Here is a 20,107-nt window from a genome sequence, read left to right as displayed (position 1 = left end):
GAATCGATAATTGTACCTTAAATCCACTTCTGTTTTTAGAAGATGGAGTAACGGATGCTCGATTGTATTGTACTCGAACACCTTCGGAACGACCGAAAACTCGCGTCGGTGTATATCACGTAGAGATGTAGCCGGACTCTGAAATGCCTTCGGCGTGAAATGCCGAAACACTCGGGGCATCTTTTTTCCTGTCCTATTGCCCACCTCTCCCCTTCAACAACTTCGCAAACTTCTCCCACGGCAGCGTGTTTGCCACATCCTTAGCTGTCAGACCGCCACGACGCGCCTGTAACACTCCGTAGCGCATCACATCGAGCCCGGCGGTGCTATGGGCATCTGTGGAAATCACGATGGGTATTCCCAATTTTCTCGCGGCCGCACAGTGTTGATCATGCAAATCTAGCCGTGCCGGGTTGGCATTGAGTTCGAGCATCTTTTTGTGTTTGACAGCGGCTTTGAACACTTGGTCCATGTCGACTGCATACGGCGCGCGGCGATTGATTAGCCGCCCAGTGGGATGGGCGATGATATCGACATGCGGGTTTTCTAGAGCCCCCAGAATCCGCTCCGTAATCTGCTCGATGGGTTGATTCTGGCCGTAGTGCACACTGGCAATTACCCAGTCGGCCTGGGCGAGGACGTCGTCAGGGAGGTCCATGCCTCCCTTTTCAAGGATGTCGCACTCTATCCCTTTGAGAATCTTGATGGAATCCTGTTTCTCTTGGAGCTTGTCGATTTCCTTCCACTGGGCCAGAAGCCGCTTAGCGTCGAGGCCATTCGCCATGGTTACCCGCTTGGAATGATCCGTGATGGCGATATATTCCAAGCCACGCTCCTTCGCCGCCGCCACCATTTCGACAAGCGTTGCTTTACCGTCAGTTGCGGTCGTGTGAGTATGGAGATCTCCGCGGATGTCGGAGCGTTCTAAGAGTTTGGGAAGTTTCCCGGCCTCGGCCCACTGAAACTCTTCCCGGTCCTCACGTATCTCTGGAGGAAAACAAGGAAGATCCATGGCTTTGTAGACCTCGGCTTCGTTGCGCCCGACCAGATAAGTCTCCGTGCCATCTTCTTCTACTTGGAACACTCCCCATTCGTTGATTTTGAGGCCTCGTTGTTTAGCCCGACCGCGCAGCTCCACATTGTGGGCCTTTGATCCGGTAAAGTATTGCAGCGCTGCACCAAACGATTCCTTTGGAACCACGCGGAGATCCATTTGCATCCCGCTCGCCAGACGAACCGACATTTTTGTGTCGCCACGGGCGATCACGTCTGAGATTCCTGGAAACTCGCCAAAATGGTCCATCACCACATCTACGTCAGCAGCTTCGACGAGAAAGTCTAAGTCACCTACAGTCTCACAGCCTCGACGGTAACTTCCCGCTGGCTCGATTTGCTTGATGCCCTTTTCATTTTGCAGATGCTCCATCACTTCACCGACAATTGCATCCGCCTCGGCCCACTTGGTCCGCTTGTCCCCCTGCTCGGCGATGGCGAGGCCTTTGAGGATTGCTTCTTCGGTCTTCGCTGCGAATCCCTTTAGATCACGAACCTGTTGCTTTTCACAGGCATCGCGAAGCTGGTCGAGTGATTCGACTCCCAATTCCTTGAAAAGCACCGCCGCCTTCTTTGGCCCCAGACCCGGCACACGGAGCATGGCCAATACCGTGGCGGGGACTTGGGATTGAAGTTCTTCAAGTTGTGTCAGACGACCCGTGGTGACCAGTTGTTCGATCTTCTCGGCCAGGTCATTGCCAATACCATCCAGATCGGTCAATCGACGAGATTCGTCAGCAATAATTTCGGATACCCTCTCGCCAAGATCGATGATCTTGCGGGCTCCATTGCGATAGGCTCGCACTCGAAACGGGTTGGCCGCTTGAAATTCCAAGAGGTCGGCAACCTGCTCAAATGCGGCGGCGATTTCTTGATTGGTCATAAAACATTATGTCGCCTTTCGCTCCGCGAAAGCTGCGCTACTTTCGCGGAGCGAAAGGCGACTATTTTCGATTAACGCGCCATTGCTCGCTTTACGGCGGCCCCCATGTCAGCGGGGCTTTGGGCCACTTCGATGCCGGCATCTTCGAGGGCGGCGATTTTTTCTTCCGCGGTTCCTTTGCCGCCAGAGATAATTGCTCCCGCGTGACCCATACGTTTGCCGGGAGGAGCCGTGCGACCCGCGATGAATGCTGCCACGGGTTTCGTGACGTGCTCTTTTACGAATGCAGCGGCCTCTTCCTCGGCGGTGCCGCCAATTTCACCCATCATGATGATCGCTTCGGTTTCGCCGTCAGCCTGATACAGTTTCAACAGATCGATGAATGACGTGCCTACGATCGGATCGCCTCCCAGTCCAACACAAGTGGACTGACCCAGCCCAAGTTCCGAAAGTTGCCACACTGCTTCGTATGTAAGCGTGCCACTACGGCTCATCACGCCAACACAACCCTTTTTGTGGATGTAGCCAGGCATGATACCGATCTTGCACTCTTCGGGCGTGATCACACCAGGGCAGTTTGGACCAACGAGTCGAACGTCGTCACGATCCTTAATCACGTCATATACTCGCACCATATCGACCACAGGTACGCCCTCCGTGATAGCGATCACGACCTTCACTCCGGCATCGACGGCTTCCAGAATGGCGTCAGCGGTGAATGCGGGCGGGACAAAGATCATCGTGGCATCGACACCTTGCTCCTCGACGGCTTCAAGCATCGTGTCGTAAACCGGCAACCCAAGCGCTTCTTGGCCCCCCTTACCGGGCGTCACACCGCAGACCAGCTTGGTGCCGTATTCTAGACAGTTCTTCGAGTGGAATTCGCCCACCTTGCCAGTAATGCCTTGGCAGACAACGCGGGTACTCTTGTTGATCAAAATGCTCATAAGATTTAGTCGTTGGTCATTAGTAGTAAGTAGTTAGTTGTAAGCGCTTATTAGAGAACAGTTACTGAATGATTGCTAGCTGCGTAGAATTCTTCACGGTGTTCGAGAGGTATTCGAAGATTCCTTTTCAAGGTAGCGTGTTAGCCCGACAAGCATTCGTTTGACTTCATTAATGTTTGTATCAAGTCTTGCTTGCACTTCCTCGGAAATCAATCCTAGATCTTTTGAGAGCAGTAAATGGTATTCAACTTCACATGCCGAGCTTGCTGACATTTGCACAAATCTTCTAAAGTCTGCGTCCGTCTCTCTACCACACCCTTCAGCAAGGTTCGCTCCGATTGAGACAGCAGCACGTTGCATCTGGGAACTCAACCCGTACCGTTCGGTCGTCGGAAAATCAGAAGTTAAGCGATATACTTCGAGAGTCAGTTCGTATGCCTTCTTCCAAACTTCTAGTTGTCGAAAGTTTCTCATATCGAATTCTTTAACTAACGACTAACGACCTACTACTTACAACCTTGCTTATCCCGCGGCAGCGACGACCTTGTTGGCCGCATCTGTAAGATCCATCGCCGAGATAATGTCTACGTCACTCTCCGAGAGAATTTTGCGGCCTTCGGCGACCTCGGTCCCTTCGAGTCGCACGACGAGTGGCACGTTGAAGCCGACTTGCTTGTAGGCTTCGAGTACCGCGTTGGCGATCGTCGTGCAACGCATGATGCCGCCAAAGATGTTGACAAGCACGGCCTTTACATTCTTATCTGCGAGCAGGATTCGGAAGGCCTCGGTTACCTGGTCGACTTGGGCGCCACCACCCACATCGAGAAAATTGGCTGGCTCGCCGCCATGTAGCTTGATGAGATCCATTGTGCTCATCGCTAGCCCTGCCCCGTTGACCAGACAGCCAATGTTGCCCTCAAGTTGCACGTAGCTCAGCCCCGCTTGGCCGGCTCGGACTTCGGCGGGATCTTCTTCAGCAATGTCGCGTAGCTCGGCGAGATCCGGGTGCCGGAACATGGCGTTGTCGTCGAAGGTGATCTTCGCATCGAGTGCAATAAGGTCGCCCGCACCTGTTACTACCAATGGATTAATCTCCACAAGGCTGCAATCAAGCTGGACAAACAACTTGCTCAGGGAGCGCATGAACGAATCAGCGCTACGAACACTTGCACCCTTGATACCGAGTTTGTGGCACAACTTGCGAACTTGATATGCCTGCAAGCCAGCGTCGGGATCGAAGTGCTCCTTGAAAATCAATTCAGGAGTCCTGGCGGCAACCTCCTCGATGTTCATTCCCCCTTCGCTGGAGGCCATCAGCACAGGTAAGCCCACAGCGCGATCGATCACGATGCCCAAGTACAACTCTCGGGCAATATCGCACCCTGACTCGACGAGTACCTGGTTAACCACCTTACCCGCGGGACCTGTTTGAATGGTGACTAACTCGTTGCCGAGGATGTTCTTGGCAACCTTTTCGGCTTCGTCAGCCGACTTGACCAGTTGCACACCGCGTTGCTCGGGAATGGACTTGATTGTCCCCTTGCCTCGCCCGCCGGCATGGATTTGGGCTTTGACGACGGCAATTTTTCCATTGAGCTTTTTGAAGGCTGCCGCCGCTTCAGCAGGGGTCCGAGCTACAATGCTCTCGGGGACAGCGATTTTGGCCCGGCGTAGAAGTTCTTTGGCTTGATATTCGTGAATTTTCATCGTGTTTTGCTTCCAAACGGAGACATGAGCTTGTTCGGCGAGTATAGCGCCGTCGGTGGAGAGTGGTCAACGGGTTCGTGGATTGTTCATTTTTGTGGGATTGCAGCATTTTCAGGGCTAATCTTTAAACTGCTCATACGAGCGAGCAGCGTGAACCTCACTTGCATGCAATGGGTCTTACCTTGTCAAACCGCCTCCCGGAGAGCCCAGCTATATGGATTCCCCTCGATTGAAAGAAATAGGCTGGAAGCCTTGTTTCGAGAGACAGTTGTCGACCGACGAGTCGAATGAGATGCTGGTAGTGCGTGTTGCTGCCCACTTCGGCAGTACCATTCTCTGCATGGCTGCGAATGAGGAGTTCTCATTGCCAACCGGATTGATCTCGCCGTGCGGTGACATTGCCGTGGGAGATTGGTTACTGCTGGAACCGACCACGCTGCGCGGCATACGAAGACTCGAGCGCGAATCACTAGTCACCAGAAAGGCTGCAGGGGAGAAAGTCCAATCACAACTCATCGCCGCAAATGTGGATACGCTGTTTATTGTCAGTTCCTGCAACCACGATTTTAATCTTTCGCGACTGGAACGCTACCTGGCGTTGGCTGCTGAGGCAGAAGTCTTTCCGGTCGTCGTTCTGACCAAAGCAGATTTGTGTGCCAACCCTGATTCATTGCGGCAAGAGGCAATGCGGTCGAAGAGTGGGATTTCCGTATTAACTCTCGATGCACGCGACACAGCACAAATCAGACTGCTTGAAGACTGGTGTGGTGTGGGGCAGACAGTTGCCCTGGTCGGATCCTCGGGTGTCGGAAAATCTACACTGGCTAATAGCCTGGGCGCAGAGAATTTGGCCACGCAACCTATTCGTGAGGACGATTCCAAAGGCCGCCACACCACAACAGCCCGCTCGATCCATCGACTCGACGCCGGTGGACTTTTGATCGACACGCCCGGCATGCGCGAGTTGCAGTTGGCAGACTGCGAGGTGGGGGTTGCTGAGGTCTTTGACGAAATCATGACCCTGTCTGATTCCTGTAGATTTCGTGACTGTACCCACCAGGGAGAACCTGACTGTGCTGTTCTAGCCGCTATAGAACTTGGCGAACTCGATTCACGGCGATTGAAGAATTACTTCAAATTGCTAGCCGAGCAAGAACGCAATGCACAATCGCTTCATGAGCGACATCAGGAGTCTCGCAGACAAGGTCAATTCTATAAGTCGGTGATAGCTTCCAAGCGACGACGCAGGGGAGAAGACGGGTGAACCGCCAAGCTGGTATGGCTGGCCAGGGCTTACGATGAGTATTGCATTGCAGCCCATGAGGTGCCATCCTAGAGCCACATGGATCAACTCGTTGCGGATTTTCTTACGTTTTTTACCACGGTGGACCCGATCGGCACACTGACGATCTTCGTTGGGCTGACGGCCAACGCGGCGCCGGAAGAACGTGGGAGGATCGCCCGGCGTGCGATTGCTTATTCCGCCGTGATTCTGTTGGTCTTTATTGTGCTGGGGCAACTGTTCCTCGGATCGATTGGCATCCAGCTTGCTTCGTTTCAGCTTGCGGGAGGGGTCATCTTTTTTCTCTTTGGTTTGCAAATGGTGTTCGGCTCCGGCGCTGCGGCAGAGAGTTCTGGTGGTGCAGAAGGTCACGACATTGCTGTTTACCCGCTCGCTGTCCCGTCGATTGCCAGTCCGGGGGCTATTCTTGCCTCGGTTGTGTTGACTGATAATCGTGAGTTTTCGATTGTCGAGCAAATCACGACGAGTTGCCTCTTGCTAGCCGTGCTGGGGATCACCTTGATCTTGCTCCTCCAAGCCAACAGAATCTATGCGTATCTCGGCAAAGCGGGTTCGAGTCTGGTAGTGCGCGTGATGGGGATGATCCTCGCTGGGCTTGCTGTAGAAATGATTCTCCAGGCGTTTGTTGAACTCAAGCCGATGTTTGATGGGGTGTGAAGACCCTCACCCGCCGCTGAGGCGGCGACCTCTCCCGCAAGCGGGAGAGGTAAAATAGGAATGGGAAGTCTATGACCGAATTACTCAGCAACCGGCCGGCATTCGGCGCTCCGGGGATTCAGCCGCGCTGGACGCGCAGTGACAAAGATGGCGTGGGAACCGCTTATTCTTCCTCCAGTCCGGTCTGGTGGACTGTTTCTGCTGGGATTCTTAGTGAGGTGTATTATCCTACGATTGATCAGCCGCAAATTCGCGATTTGCAATTCATGATCACCGATGGAGAGACATTCTGTCACGACGAACGCCGGCACACAAAAAACTCGATCAAACGGCTCTGTGGCGATTCGCTGGGATACCAAATCATAAACGAGGACGATGAGGGTCGCTACCGCATTGAAAAACAGATTATCTCAGCCCCCCATTCAGCCTGTGTGCTGGTACATACTCGGTTTATCCCGTCGAAGGGATGGCGTGGCAAACTCCGCCTCTATGCACTGCTTGCGCCGCACCTAGACGGCGGCGGTTGGGACAACACCGCGCAACTTGCCTTGGTGAACGGCGAGCGCATCTTGGTTGCGAGTCATCGGCAACGTTGGCTGGCGCTGGGTTGCACGCGCGCGTTTTCAGCCGCTTCGTGTGGATACGTCGGCGTCTCGGATGGCTGGCAGGATTTGATGAGCAATAAACTGCTCGATTGGCAATTCAACATTGCGGCGGATGGTAATGTCGCCATGATTGCTGAAATTCCCTTGGAGAATACTCAGGAGGGTACTGAAGAGTTTGTACTTGGCCTGGCTTTTTCGGATCACCTTCATGGAGCGACTACCTCCCTGTCGCAGTCACTGGCGATCCCTTTTCAGAGCCAAGTAGCAAAATTTCAAGAACAGTGGGAGCGCGCCTGTCGCACGACTGTGAAACTCGACGAGGTTTCCCAAGACGGAGGGCGACTCTATCGAATTAGCCACAGCCTCTTGCTCGCCCATGAGGACAAACGTTATCCCGGGGCCATGATCGCTTCGCTGAGTATCCCGTGGGGTGAAGCCAAAGGGGACGACGACTTAGGGGGGTATCATCTTGTTTGGACGCGCGACATGGTCAACAGCGCACTGGGGCTGCTTGCCTCTGGCAACACGGAGACCCCCTTTCGGGCGTTAGTGTACCTAGCCTGCTCCCAGTGTCCTGATGGCGGGTTCCACCAAAACTTTTGGGTTAATGGGGAACCCTACTGGAGCGGAATTCAACTAGATGAAGTTGCCTTTCCAATTCTGCTAGCCTGGAAACTACATGAAGCAAAGAGTCTCCGCGAATTTGATCCTTGGCCGATGGTTCGCGCCGCCGCTGGCTACTTGATTCGCAAGGGTCCCGCCACGCCGCAGGAACGTTGGGAGGAGAATAGCGGCTACTCCCCTTCAACGCTGGCCTCCAATATTGCCGCCCTGGTGTGTGCAGCGAAGTTTGCGGAAGACCGCGGTGAAGCGAACCTCGCGCGTTATCTTCACGAATACGCCGACTTCTTAGAAAGCCACATCGAAGAGTGGACCGTTACCACCACTGGAACACTCGTAGAAGGCATTCGCAGGCATTTCATCCGCATTCATCCGATTGATCTCAACGAGTCGTCGCCAAACGAAGATCCCAACAGCGGAAAGCTCTTTCTGAAGAATCGGGCTCCCGGTTTGAAGGCTGTATTTCCCGCCAAGGAGATCGTGGATGCCGGCTTTCTCGAACTGGTGCGTTTCGGCATTCGCCTGCCGAACGATCCGCTGATCGAAGACTCATTGAAAGTCGTCGACGCCACCCTAAAAGTTGAAACGCCGATTGGCCCCTGCTGGCGACGCTACAATCGTGATGGTTATGGACAACGAGCCGATGGCGGACCGTTCGTCGGTTGGGGGCAGGGACGCGCTTGGCCTTTGCTCACAGGGGAGAGAGCCCATTATGAATTGACTGCCGGTCGCGATGTGAAACCACTTTTGCGAGCCCTCGAATCCTTCGCCAATAGTACAGGGTTGCTACCCGAGCAAATCTGGGACACCGCCGACGACCTCGAATTGCGAATGCAATTCGGTAGACCAACCGGTTCGGCTATGCCATTGATGTGGGCTCATGCAGAGTACATTAAGCTCTTGCGGTCTATCAATGATGGCGAGGTTTTCGACCGGATACCGGCGGTAGCAGACCGTTACTGCAAACGCCGCGAGAGAATCGACTTCGAGGTTTGGAAGTTTAATCGCCAAATTCAACATATGCGGCGGGACCGAATACTCCGGATTCAAGCGCAGGCTGCCTTCCGATTGCGGATGTCAACCGATGGCTGGAAGACACAATCAGACCGCGACTCCACCGACACAGGGATCGGTGTCCATTACATCGATATCCCGACGCGTGAATACGGCGACTCGCCCCTACAATTCACCTTTTTCTGGGTGGTCGCCCGGCGCTGGGAAAAACGCGACTTTTCGATTGAGCTTTTGTGATGGTGGTGTGGCCAGGACAGTTTGCGACCAGCGGTCGCGGCTTTGTGGGGAGGGATAGGTCTTGCAGAAAGCCTTTGCCAGTAGTAGGTTATTGACTCGCGGGTCTATTTGTGAAAAAATTCACAAACCCCTGCTGTGCGGATTCGCCCACTAAAACCCTGCCCCCCGGGACAATTCCAAGTTCATGACCAGCGTCCATCAGATCGCCAAGGGTTTGGATCTGCCAATCGAAGGGGAGCCTGCGCAGGCGATCTCCGAAAGTCCCGTTATCCGACATGTGGCTCTCGTGGCGTCAGATTACGTAGGTATGAAGCCCACCATGCTCGTCTCTGAAGGGGACCACGTAAAACTTGGGCAGGCGGTTTTTACCGACAAGAAGACCCCCGGCGTGCAGTTCACCTCCCCTGCTGCTGGTAAGGTCGTGGGAGTCAACCGTGGAGCCAAGCGGAAATTCCTCTCATTGGTGATCGAGATCGAAGGGGAAGACCAGGAAAAGTTTGCTGCCTTTCCTGACCAGAATCTGACCCAGCTAGACCGCAAACAGATCTGCGAGCAGCTTGTTGCTTCGGGGATGTGGACTGCCCTGCGGACGAGGCCATTTAGCAAGGTTCCCGTCATAGATTCAGTTCCCAATGCATTGTTCATCACAGCAGTGGATACAAATCCACTAGCTCCCGATCCGAGTATAGTCATCGCCGAGCGACCCGCCGATTTCGTCGCCGGACTTGAAGTCTTGAGCCGACTGAGCGATGGACCTACCTATGTCTGCCGCAAGGCAGCGTCTGAGATACCCGGCGAAGGGAAGACTCCTGTCGAGTTTCATGCATTCGATGGCCCCCATCCGTCGGGTTTGGTGGGTACGCATATTCACACGCTTATGCCTGTAGACCGTAGCCGGACCGTTTGGCATATCGGCTATCAGGATGTGATTGCTGTGGGTCATTTGTTCCTGACGGGCGAATTGCTCACCGAGCGGGTCGTTTCAATTGCCGGCCCTGTGGTAAACTCGCCACGACTAGTGCGGACACGTATTGGAGCGTCGCTTGAAGAACTCACTGCTTGGCAGTTTACTACTCCGTCCAGGCATGGAGTGAGGGTGATCTCGGGCAGCGTGCTTTCGGGAAGGCGTAGTGTGCCCCCCATAGATTTCCTAGGACGATTCCACAACCAGGTGACTTTGCTGGCTGAGGGAGGAGAACGGGATTTCTTAGGCTGGATGAAGCCAGGAGCAGACAAGTTCTCTGTGCGTCGTGTGTTCGCCTCTGCGTGGAGCAGCGTCGCCGGCAATTCTCACCGCTTCAAGTTTGATACTGGCACAGAAGGAAGCCCGCGAGCAATTGTTCCGATCGGTATGTATGAGCAAGTGATGCCGCTGGATATCATCGCCACTCCGCTACTCAAGTCATTGACTGTTGGCGATAGCGATTTCGCCCAGCAACTTGGAGTCTTAGAACTCGACGAGGAGGATCTGGCGTTGTGTACTTACGTAGATCCTGGCAAGCATGAATTTGGCCCTTTGCTCCGAGATACGCTGACGAAAATCGAAGTGGAAGGTTAGAGCTTAGAGATTAGTCGTTCGACCACCTGTGACTAAAAACGACTAACTGCTAATAGCATTTAAAACTAAGGAAACATTTGTGTTGCGGAAACTGCTAGATCGACTGCATCCTGCTTTCAGCAAAGGTAGTAAGCTGGAAAAGCTCTACCCCATGTATGAAGCGATCGATACGTTTCTTTACACTCCAAGTGACACGACCAAAGGTGCATCCCATGTTCGTGATGGGATGAACCTAAAGCGAATGATGTCTTTGGTGGTTGTGGCTTTGGCTCCCTGCTTCTTTATGGCCTTGGACAATACGGGTTATCAGGCAAACCTAGCGATTGCTAACGGGCAGGGAACCCCTATTGAAGGGTGGCGGGAAGATGTCATGACCGCCTTGGGGCGTGGGCACGATCCGGCGAGTTTCGTGGACAACATGGTGCTTGGTGCACTCTTTTTTATCCCAGTGTATTTCGTCACCGTTGCGGTAGGGGGTGCCTGGGAAGGGTTGTTTGCTAGCGTGCGCAAGCATGAAATTAATGAAGGCTTTCTGGTTACCAGTGCGCTATTTCCGTTGACCCTGCCACCAACCATTCCTCTCTGGCAAGTGGCACTGGGAATCTCGTTTGGAGTGGTGATCGGCAAAGAGATCTATGGTGGTATCGGAAAAAACTTTCTCAACCCCGCCCTTACTGGTCGTGCCTTTCTGTATTTCGCATATCCCACACAACTCACGGGCATGACCATTTGGACGGCTGCTGATGGCTTCTCGGCAGCCACCCCTTTGGGTGCGATGGCTTCGGCACAAGTTTCAGATACCATTCCCGCACTCACAGGCTATTCCTGGTTAGATTGCTTTTTTGGTTATATCCAGGGTTCGATGGGAGAATCCTCGACTTTGGCATGTCTGCTGGGGGCGGTCCTATTGATCTCTGTGGGGATTGGTTCCTGGCGAGTGATGGCGGGTGTCGTCTCTGGGGCGTTCGTGACTTCGGGGCTTTTTTGGATTTTCAGCGGCAACGCAACTCAAAACGCCATGATGACACTGAACCCGTTTTGGCATTTCGTAATCGGTGGATTTGCCTTCGGCACGGTATACATGGCTACTGACCCTGTATCGGCAGCCATGACTGACGTCGGTCGATGGTTCTACGGCATCTTGATCGGTGTAATGACGATATTGATCCGCGTGATCAATCCGGCCTTTCCAGAAGGAATCATGCTAGCCATTTTGTTTGGCAATACCTTTGCGCCGTTGATTGATTATTTTGTCGTCCAAGCGAACATTAAGCGGAGGGAGGCTCGCTATGCGGCGTGATAGCGTACCCTACACATTGCTGGTTGCCACCGTGTTGTGCGTGGTCTGTTCGGTGCTCGTTGCTAGTGCAGCTGTTGGACTGCGCAGCAAACAAGAGTCCAACAAGCTGCTTGACCAAAAGAAAAATGTGCTGGTGGCAGCCGGGCTATACAAGGAGGGAGAGAATTCCCCCGCAGAAATCGAAGAGATGTTTGCCGAGAGGATTGAAAGTGTCCTACTGGAATTGGACTCCGGCGAACCGGTCGGCAGTGATGTCGTCGATCCTTCGAAATACAATCAACGGGACGCGGCCCGCGATCCACAAATGAATGCCCCTGTCGAACCCACTTCGGCGCTAGGAGGCATTAAGCAACGGGCCAAGTATGCTTTTGCATATCAAGTTAAAGACGAAACTGGCAAACTCGATGAAGTGGTTCTCCCGATTCATGGCAAGGGACTCTGGTCAACGCTTTATGGGTTTATATCTATTGATGCAGATGGCAATACCGTGCGAGGCATCACTTTCTACGAGCATGGTGAAACTCCCGGTTTGGGGGGTGAAATCGAGAATCCTCAATGGACGGCCCTTTGGCCAGGCAAGCAACTCCATTCAAAAAAAGATTGGGACAAGATTGCCCTGCATGTCATTAAGGGATCTGTGCCCCCTGATGACCCGATGGCCAAGTTTGAAGTTGACGGGCTTTCAGGCGCGACAATTACTAGTAATGGCGTAACAAAACTTGTGCAGTACTGGATGGGACCCGAGGGATTCGGCCCCTATCTGGAAAAACTTACCGCACAAACAGGAGAATAATACTCGTGGCTGACGCTAAGTATAAAGAAGCGATTCTGAGTTCGCTGGTCGACAAGAACCAGATCACCGTGGGTGTGTTGGGGATTTGCTCCGCACTCGCCGTGACGAGCAAATTGCAGACTGCTGCGGTAATGGCCTTGGCGGTCGTACTCGTGACCGGTTGCTCGAATGCTGCGGTGAGCATGATCCGCAATTACATACCCAGTAGCATTCGTATCATTGTGCAAATGACGATCATTGCCTCGCTGGTAATCATTGTGGATCAGTTCTTAAAGGCATATTTCTTTGACATCAGCAAGCAACTCTCGGTCTTTGTCGGGCTTATCATTACGAACTGTATCGTGATGGGTCGGGCCGAGGCGTTTGCGATGAAGAGCCCTCCCCTGCTAAGTGCTGCCGACGGGATCGGTGCAGGGTTAGGTTACAGCCTCGTGTTGCTCATCGTGGGTTTTTGTCGCGAACTTATCGGGGCTGGCAAACTCTGGGGATACCCTGTCCTCCCTTCAGTAAACGATGGCGGCTGGTATGTCCCGAATGGGCTGTTGCTATTGCCGCCGAGTGCATTTTTTCTCATTGGCTTGTTGATCTGGGCACAGCGAACCTGGAAGCCAGAACAAGTGGAACACGGAGCCTAAGACCATGGAACATTATCTCTCGATATTCATGAAGTCGGTGTTCGTGGAGAACATGGCCCTGGCATTCTTTTTGGGAATGTGTACTTTCATCGCGGTCTCGAAGTCGGTGAAGACGGCGATTGGTTTGGGGATCGCGGTGATCGTGATTCTCACAATAACAGTGCCTGCCAATAATCTGCTGCTGAATTATTTGCTGAAGCCGGGGGCTCTGAGTTGGATCAGCAGCGAATATAGTGATATCGACCTAACCTTCCTTTCACTTATTACCTACATCGGCACGATTGCGGCGATGGTACAGATATTGGAAATGACATTGGACCGTTATTTCCCACCTCTCTACAATGCACTAGGAATCTTTCTGCCGCTGATTACCGTGAACTGCGCAATTTTGGCGGGCTCGCTGTTCATGCAGGAGCGAGACTACAATTTTCCTGAAAGCTGTGTGTTCGGTTTTGGTGCCGGCGTGGGCTGGGCGCTAGCCATCGTGGCCCTGGCTGGCATTCGTGAAAAGATGAAATACAGCGATGTCCCAGACGGACTCAAGGGTTTGGGCATTACCTTCATGACCGCGGGTTTGATGGCCTTGGCGTTCATGTCGTTCGGCGGGATGTGAGAAGAGCTATTAGCAGTTAGCTATTGGCAATTAGGAGAGAATTATGAGAGACTTTCGACAACTGCAGGTTTGGAAGAAGGCTCATGAACTAACCTTGAATATCTACAAGACGACTCGGAGCTTTTCCCGAGCTGAAGTCTACGGATTGACTTCACAGTTGCGCAGAGCATCAGCATCGATCGGCGCCAATCTCGCAGAAGGCTGTGGCAGGTCAACGGTAGGCGACTTACGTCGTTTTGTCGATATCGCCAGTGGGTCTGCCTCCGAGGTTGACTATCATCTTCTCTTAGCTCGAGATTTAAGCGAGATGCAGGAACCCCTCTATGTTGAGTTTGACCAAGCGATCAATGAAGTTAAGAAGATGTTAAACGCTCTAGGCAAGAGTCTGCGGTCCTAGTCTTGCCAATTACTAATAGCCAATAGCTAAAGGCTACTATATGTTTGAAGTTTTAATCGGCATGTTGATGTTTACTGTGGTCGTGTTGGCCTTGGTATTGCTTATTCTGGCAGCGAAAGCGAAGCTAGTCGCATCTGGAAACGTCAATATTCGGATCAACGAGCAGAAATCGGTATCTGTCCCTGCGGGGGGCAAGTTGCTTGGTGCGCTGGCTGATGCGGGTGTGTTTGTCTCCTCTGCCTGCGGTGGAGGTGGAACCTGTGCCCAGTGCAAAGTTCATATTCACTCGGGTGGCGGCGACATTTTGCCTACTGAAAAAGCTCACATAAGTAAGCTTGAAGCACGCGAAGGGATGCGACTTTCTTGTCAGGTTGCCGTTAAGCAGGACATGGATGTCGAAGTCCCTCCCGAAGCCTTCGACACAAAAAAGTGGCGCTGCAAAGTCAAGTCAAATCGCAACGTTGCCACATTTATCAAAGAATTTCTACTCGAATTGCCCGAAGGGGAGGATGTCGACTTCAAGGCCGGGGGCTACATCCAGATCGAGTGCCCGCCTCATGAAGTGGCTTACAAAGACTTCGACATCGACGAGCGCTTCCGCGGTGATTGGGACAAGTACAATGTGTGGCGCTATGTGTCCAAAGTTGACGAGACTGTGACACGGGCATATTCGATGGCCAACTATCCCGGCGAAAAAGGGATCATTATGCTTAATGTCCGCGTGGCTAGTCCCCCGCCACGCGCTCCGGATGGGACGCCACCAGGAAAGATGTCGTCGTATATTTTCGGTTGCAAACCGGGAGACGAAGTGACCATCTCTGGACCTTACGGCGAGTTCTTTATTAAGGACACTGATGCCGAAATGGTCTACATTGGCGGTGGGGCAGGCATGGCACCGCTGCGGAGCCACATCTTCGAGCTGTTCCGAAACCTCAAGACCAATCGTAAAGTGTCTTATTGGTACGGTGGTCGAAGTCTACGGGAGTTATTCTATGTGGACCACTTCCGCGAGATCGAGAAGGAGTTTCCGAACTTCAAGTTCAACATCGCCCTCTCCGAACCGCAGCCCGAAGACAATTGGGATGGTTACACCGGCTTCATCCATCAGGTGTTGAACGACAACTATCTGAAGGACCATCCCGCTCCGGAAGACATCGAGTATTACATCTGTGGCCCACCGATGATGAACGCGGCCGTGTTCAAGATGCTCGACGATCTGGGTGTCGAGAAAGAAAACATTGCCTATGACGACTTCGGTGGGTAAGCCTTTTATATACCCTGATGACAAAGGGTGCTTAATAGTCTGTGGAGTCTTATTGTTTTTTCTTAGTGTACCCACCTTTATCTCCATGTGGCTTGCTGCGTCTGCTGCTGGTGTCAAGAATTTTTCTGGCCCCACCATGGGGACTCGCTATTCTATTAGTGTTGTATTGCCGAGTAAGGACTTAGATCTTAATACTTTGCAAAAGGCTGTGGACAATCGACTCACCGCGATTAATCGAATGATGTCCACGTACGACCCTGAGTCAGAACTTTCACTGTTCAACCAGTCAGACGGGGACGATTGGTTTTCTGTCTCCCAGGAGACTGCAGAAGTAGTCACGTATGCATTGCAGGTGGCGGAGGATTCAAGAGGTGCGTTCGATCCGACGGTAGGACCTGCGGTAAATTTGTGGGGGTTTGGCCCCGACGGGCGACGCTCCAAATCGCCCAGTGATGAGGAAATAAACGCTACGCTCAAGCGGATTGGGTATCGGCATGTCGAAGCTCGACTCGCCCCCCCTGCCCTTCGCAAAGTTATTCCTGGCATCTATCTTGATCTGTCGGCAGTGGCTAAGGGATATGCCGTCGACGCTGTCACCGAATTGCTAATCGAAGAAGGCATCGGATCCTCGATGGTAGAAATCGGCGGCGAGGTCCGCACTCAAGGTCACAAGCCGGGAGATATTCCCTGGAAGATTGGCATCGAGCAGCCTGACGAGACAGGTCGTACAGTCCGCGAGGTCTTGGAATTGGAAGACTCTGCTTTGGCCACTTCGGGAGACTATCGCAATTTCTTCGAGCAGAACGGTATCCGCTATTCTCATACGATCAACCCCGCGACGGGCCGACCGGTACAGCACCAGGTGGCAACCGTTTCAGTGGTCGCCGACACCTGTATGGAGGCTGACGCGCTGGCGACGACGTTGTTGGTCATGGGAGAGGAAAGCGGATATGATTGGTGTGAGGACCACGACGTGGCGGCGTTGTTTCTTATTCGCGGGAAGGACGATCAAATCGAGGAGCGAGCGAGTTCAGGATTCCCTCATCGAATCCCTTGAAAGGAAAAAGCAGTAAATTGACTGGCACTTACATTCTAATCTCGATCGTAGTATTCGCCGTGGCGCTGAGTGCGATGGCGGTGGGGGTGATCGTCTCGAATCGTCGCATTAAGGGAAGTTGCGGAGGACTGGCTAACATGCGCGATTCCCACGGAAACACCCTGTGCGAAGGTTGCACCAATCCTTCGCCCGAGTGCCAAGGCGAGCCCTTGGAAAACGCTTCTCATTGAGTATTCCGCTTGTCTTAGTAGGAATCAAAGACAATACACCGGTTATCCTTTGGCTGGTGTCGGGGGGCATTGACCTGAACGTCCGGCAAAATGCATGACATTTCTCATGGGTCTGATTAGACTGGGGTTTGCTCCTTTGTGTTACCCAGTGCAAGCGTAATTCACTGCCAACCGATGGTTCCAGAGACGATCACTCAGTGCCCCGAGGCTGTGCACAGCCCTATCTGACTTGGACGCCGTTTCTTCGGTTAATTTGAACCTCAATTTTCAACTAGCTCGTCGATGACGGACACCCAATGAAATCTTCTTCCCCCTCACCGCGCCGGCCCCGTGTGCTGCAAGTTGCCTACGCGTGCGAACCGTACTATGGTTCAGAGCAGGGGGTTGGCTGGAATTGGGCCACCCAGATGGGCAGAACCTGCGACGTGTGGGTCATCTGTTGTGCTGACGATTGCCAAGGGGTGATAGAGCAGTACTTAGAAGAGAACGGATCGATTCCGCACGTGACTTTTGTGTTCCTTCCTCAACCCAAATTGCAGTGCGCGATTCACAAGTTCAGTAGGTGGTTGCCGTTTATAAATTTCTTTGCTTTTAAAGGGTGGCATTACCAGGCCTTTCTACTTGCAAAAAAGCTGCACGCTGATATCGGTTTTGATCTGGTCCATCATGTCAACTTTATTGGTTACCGAGAACCTGGGTATCTCTGGAAGCTGGAGATTCCGTTTGTATGGGGCCCTATCGGAGGTGTGCAGAATTGTCCCTGGCGGTTCTCATTGCCATGGGGGTTGTCGCGGATCAAAGAGAACTTGCGCACCATTTGCAATTCCATCCAACTGCGAACCAGTTTGCGGGTCCGGCTTGCTGCAGCGCGGGCAGCCGTACGATTGACCGCCAACTCCACTGCCAAACGGTATGTGGAACAAGTGCTTGGTTACCCAGCTATTCTATTAAACGAAAATGGAATTAAGCAAATTGTGGGTAAGCACCACGAGCAGCGCGACCCGAGCGAACCCTTGCGGCTGCTGTGGATAGGTAACCTCACTTTTAGTAAGGCGCTCGATTTGGTGCTGCATGCCCTGTCACGCTTGCCCAGTGATTCGTCGTTTAAGTTGCGTGTGGTGGGAGACGGTAAACTTCACCAGGATCTTCAAAAGTTAGGGCTCGATTTAGGAATTTCAGAAAACATAGAGTGGTTAGGCCGCATACCCCACGAAGAAGCACTTCAGCAATACCGATGGGCCGATGTGTTTGTGTTTAGCAGTTTGCGAGATACGACAGGCACGGTCATATTAGAGGCGTTTGCTAATGGGCTCCCGGTGATATGCCTCGATCATCAGGGGGCCCATGACATTGTTACCGAACGATGCGGCATCAAGATTCCTGTGACCAATCCCCAAGCGGTCATTAAATCAATTGCGGATGCCGTTGCCGAATGCGCGCGGGATAGGGATCTTGTTCGTCGCATGAGCGACGCAGCTTTGGAGCAGGCAGAGCTTTGTTTGTGGGACCGACAGGGAGAGCGATTGGCGGAGATTTATCGCCAGGTATTGGAGAAGCACGGCAGGTCGCCGGATGAAATTCGGATTAAAATCCCAAGCAGATCGACGACAAATCTAGCCGAAGTGGCCTTCAGATGAATTGTGGGCTCATCTGTTTGCTCGAATGGAGTCTATAGGATGAAGGATGCTTGGGCATCCAGCCTGGTCAATTGACCAATTCCCATGTACTGAGAACCTCATGCGAAGACTAACTTTACTGATTCATGGACGCAACATACGCACAAGTGGCATGGCCATGCTGGATCAGGCGGTCGTTGGAGGCACCAACTTTCTGACTGCCGTGTTAGTAGGAAGACAGTGTGGGCCTACCGAAATGGGGTATTTCGCATTGGCGATGACCGCTTGGTACTTGATTCTGGCCGTGCTCGAAGCGCTGGTAACTTCGCCCTTTACTGTGTTCGTTCACCAGATGCCCGACGACGAACGGTCGACCTACGCAGGTAGTGCCATGGCTCAAGTCCTAGGTTTGGCCGCGCTCTCAAGCTCGGTACTCTTGTTGGTGACCATGGTGATCTACGTTGCCGGTTACTCAGAGCTTGCCCTCGTATTCACCGCGATGGTTATCTCGGTCCCCTTTCGCATGGTGCGTCAATTCGCGCGGCGATTTGACTACACGTTTATGCATTTGAGCCGAGCGCTAGTCGTGGATATGGCGATTGCGGTTTTGCAGCTTTCCATGATGGCGGCGTTATTTTACTTCGATGCTTTGACTGCTGCACTGAGCTTTCTGGTAGTCACCGGTGTGTATACCCTGACGAGTTTCGGCTGGTGGCTGCATCAGCATGTTGCTTTTTGTATCGACCACGAACGATTCGTTCCGCATTTCTTGAAAAACTGGTCTTTGGGGCGCTGGCTGGCGGCGAGTCAATGCACGACCATTGCTGCGGTTCAATCCTTGCCGTGGGTGATTGCGGCTTTCTTGGGCGAGGCACAAACGGGTGTTTACTCGGCTTGTGCAGCGCTGGTGGGGCTTTCGGCGCCATTGATGGTTGCCGTGCAAAATGTGCTTAGTCCGAAGTCTGCCTCAGCTTATGCTGAGGAGGGGATTCTGGGTCTAGAGCGCGTAGTGCGAAAGACAACATTAATTCTTGCCCTGGGAATGGGATTGCTGCCGCTGACGCTGTATGTGGCAGGAGATCAGTTCCTAAGTTTGTCATTCGGAAGCAAGTTTACAGGGCATCAGAATCTCTTAGTGCTGTTGGCAATGGGCGAAATGGTCTTTGCCCTAGGAATTGGAGCGATATCCGGGTTAACTGTACTTGAACGAACGGATCTTCTCTTCCGGTCCAATCTGGCTAGTATCTTGACGACTCTGTCACTGGCTATCCCCCTGGTAGGAAGTTTCGGTTTGATCGGTGCAGCCGTGTCTCGACTGCTGGGAATCAGCGTCGGCTCGGCTTTTGCGATCATGTGTTACCGCCGATTGATAGTCGAACGAAGTACATTATCGACGGTTGCTTCCGATATTGCGGATAATCCGATCATTGCTGCTGACAACGAATCTACTGACCAGGCGCTCGTCTCAGCGGCGTTCGACGGTAGAAAGGAATGAATACTTGTCGGCCCGAATTTATCAGCTTACGTAAAAGTTGACATTCGAGGGCAGCGTATTTATCGTGAAGTATTAGCCTAATCGTAATAGCTGCTGGGAATCGTCAGACGCGATTGCGCTGC

At 52.8% G+C, this 20,107-nt stretch carries 18 protein-coding genes; 14 read left to right on the top strand and 4 right to left on the bottom strand.

Features of this window, described 5'->3' with window-relative positions; genetic code table 11:
• Positions 1–193: 193 nt before the first annotated feature.
• From polX to sucC, 4 genes are all read right to left on the bottom strand, one after another.
• The gene (gene polX / locus Pla144_RS22780; protein WP_146453012.1) at positions 194–1,936 is read right to left on the bottom strand and encodes a DNA polymerase/3'-5' exonuclease PolX; all 1,743 of its coding nucleotides are present in this window, start codon (positions 1,934–1,936) and stop codon (positions 194–196) included.
• A 71-nt stretch (positions 1,937–2,007) separates the two neighbouring features.
• Complete coding sequence (gene sucD / locus Pla144_RS22775) at positions 2,008–2,883, bottom strand: succinate--CoA ligase subunit alpha (RefSeq protein ID WP_146453011.1); 876 nt, start codon at positions 2,881–2,883, stop codon at positions 2,008–2,010.
• A 93-nt stretch (positions 2,884–2,976) separates the two neighbouring features.
• Positions 2,977–3,357 carry a four helix bundle protein gene (locus tag Pla144_RS22770; RefSeq protein WP_146453010.1) on the bottom strand — a complete coding sequence of 127 codons (381 nt, stop codon included), beginning with the start codon at positions 3,355–3,357 and terminating at the stop codon, positions 2,977–2,979.
• Between the two features lie 48 nt (positions 3,358–3,405).
• Positions 3,406–4,590, bottom strand: coding sequence for an ADP-forming succinate--CoA ligase subunit beta (gene sucC, locus Pla144_RS22765; RefSeq protein ID WP_146453009.1), 1,185 nt, complete (start codon positions 4,588–4,590; stop codon positions 3,406–3,408).
• 214 nt (positions 4,591–4,804) lie between these two features.
• On the opposite strand from sucC, the gene rsgA reads away from it, so the two are divergent.
• The 14 genes from rsgA (at position 4,805) to Pla144_RS22695 (ending at position 19,985) form a co-directional block, all read left to right on the top strand.
• Positions 4,805–5,854, top strand: coding sequence for a ribosome small subunit-dependent GTPase A (gene rsgA / locus Pla144_RS22760; protein ID WP_146453008.1), 1,050 nt, complete (start codon positions 4,805–4,807; stop codon positions 5,852–5,854).
• Between the two features lie 78 nt (positions 5,855–5,932).
• Positions 5,933–6,550, top strand: a complete 618-nt coding sequence (locus tag Pla144_RS22755) for a MarC family protein (RefSeq protein ID WP_146453007.1) — start codon at positions 5,933–5,935, stop codon at positions 6,548–6,550.
• A 71-nt stretch (positions 6,551–6,621) separates the two neighbouring features.
• Positions 6,622–9,027: a glycoside hydrolase family 15 protein gene (locus tag Pla144_RS22750; RefSeq protein ID WP_146453006.1), complete on the top strand. Its 2,406-nt coding sequence runs from the start codon at positions 6,622–6,624 to the stop codon at positions 9,025–9,027.
• Positions 9,028–9,211: 184 nt separating this feature from the next.
• Positions 9,212–10,585 carry a Na(+)-translocating NADH-quinone reductase subunit A gene (locus tag Pla144_RS22745; protein WP_146453005.1) on the top strand — a complete coding sequence of 458 codons (1,374 nt, stop codon included), beginning with the start codon at positions 9,212–9,214 and terminating at the stop codon, positions 10,583–10,585.
• Between the two features lie 82 nt (positions 10,586–10,667).
• Positions 10,668–11,885 carry an NADH:ubiquinone reductase (Na(+)-transporting) subunit B gene (locus Pla144_RS22740; RefSeq protein ID WP_231936517.1) on the top strand — a complete coding sequence of 406 codons (1,218 nt, stop codon included), beginning with the start codon at positions 10,668–10,670 and terminating at the stop codon, positions 11,883–11,885.
• Positions 11,875–12,678 carry a Na(+)-translocating NADH-quinone reductase subunit C gene (locus tag Pla144_RS22735; RefSeq protein WP_146453003.1) on the top strand — a complete coding sequence of 268 codons (804 nt, stop codon included), beginning with the start codon at positions 11,875–11,877 and terminating at the stop codon, positions 12,676–12,678. The genes Pla144_RS22740 and Pla144_RS22735 overlap by 11 nt, the downstream gene beginning before the upstream one ends.
• A 5-nt stretch (positions 12,679–12,683) precedes the next feature.
• Entirely contained in the window at positions 12,684–13,313 is a 630-nt protein-coding gene (locus tag Pla144_RS22730; RefSeq protein WP_146453002.1) for an NADH:ubiquinone reductase (Na(+)-transporting) subunit D, read from the top strand.
• Between the two features lie 4 nt (positions 13,314–13,317).
• A complete protein-coding gene (gene nqrE, locus Pla144_RS22725; protein WP_146453001.1) occupies positions 13,318–13,926 on the top strand; it encodes an NADH:ubiquinone reductase (Na(+)-transporting) subunit E in 609 nt (202 codons plus the stop codon).
• Positions 13,927–13,969: 43 nt separating this feature from the next.
• Positions 13,970–14,323, top strand: a complete 354-nt coding sequence (locus Pla144_RS22720; RefSeq protein ID WP_146453000.1) for a four helix bundle protein — start codon at positions 13,970–13,972, stop codon at positions 14,321–14,323.
• Between the two features lie 40 nt (positions 14,324–14,363).
• Entirely contained in the window at positions 14,364–15,587 is a 1,224-nt protein-coding gene (nqrF, locus tag Pla144_RS22715; RefSeq protein WP_146452999.1) for an NADH:ubiquinone reductase (Na(+)-transporting) subunit F, read from the top strand.
• A gap of 52 nt (positions 15,588–15,639) precedes the next feature.
• Complete coding sequence (locus tag Pla144_RS22710) at positions 15,640–16,644, top strand: FAD:protein FMN transferase (protein ID WP_231936515.1); 1,005 nt, start codon at positions 15,640–15,642, stop codon at positions 16,642–16,644.
• Positions 16,645–16,661: 17 nt separating this feature from the next.
• A complete protein-coding gene (gene nqrM / locus Pla144_RS22705; protein WP_146452998.1) occupies positions 16,662–16,874 on the top strand; it encodes a (Na+)-NQR maturation NqrM in 213 nt (70 codons plus the stop codon).
• A gap of 296 nt (positions 16,875–17,170) precedes the next feature.
• Positions 17,171–18,511: a glycosyltransferase family 4 protein gene (locus tag Pla144_RS22700; protein ID WP_146452997.1), complete on the top strand. Its 1,341-nt coding sequence runs from the start codon at positions 17,171–17,173 to the stop codon at positions 18,509–18,511.
• Positions 18,512–18,611: 100 nt separating this feature from the next.
• Complete coding sequence (locus Pla144_RS22695; RefSeq protein WP_146452996.1) at positions 18,612–19,985, top strand: lipopolysaccharide biosynthesis protein; 1,374 nt, start codon at positions 18,612–18,614, stop codon at positions 19,983–19,985.
• The last annotated feature ends 122 nt before the right edge of the window (positions 19,986–20,107 follow it).

Source organism: Bythopirellula polymerisocia (assembly GCF_007860015.1).
GTDB classification, from domain to species: domain Bacteria; phylum Planctomycetota; class Planctomycetia; order Pirellulales; family Lacipirellulaceae; genus Bythopirellula; species Bythopirellula polymerisocia.
This window is presented reverse-complemented; position numbering and strand designations above follow the sequence as displayed.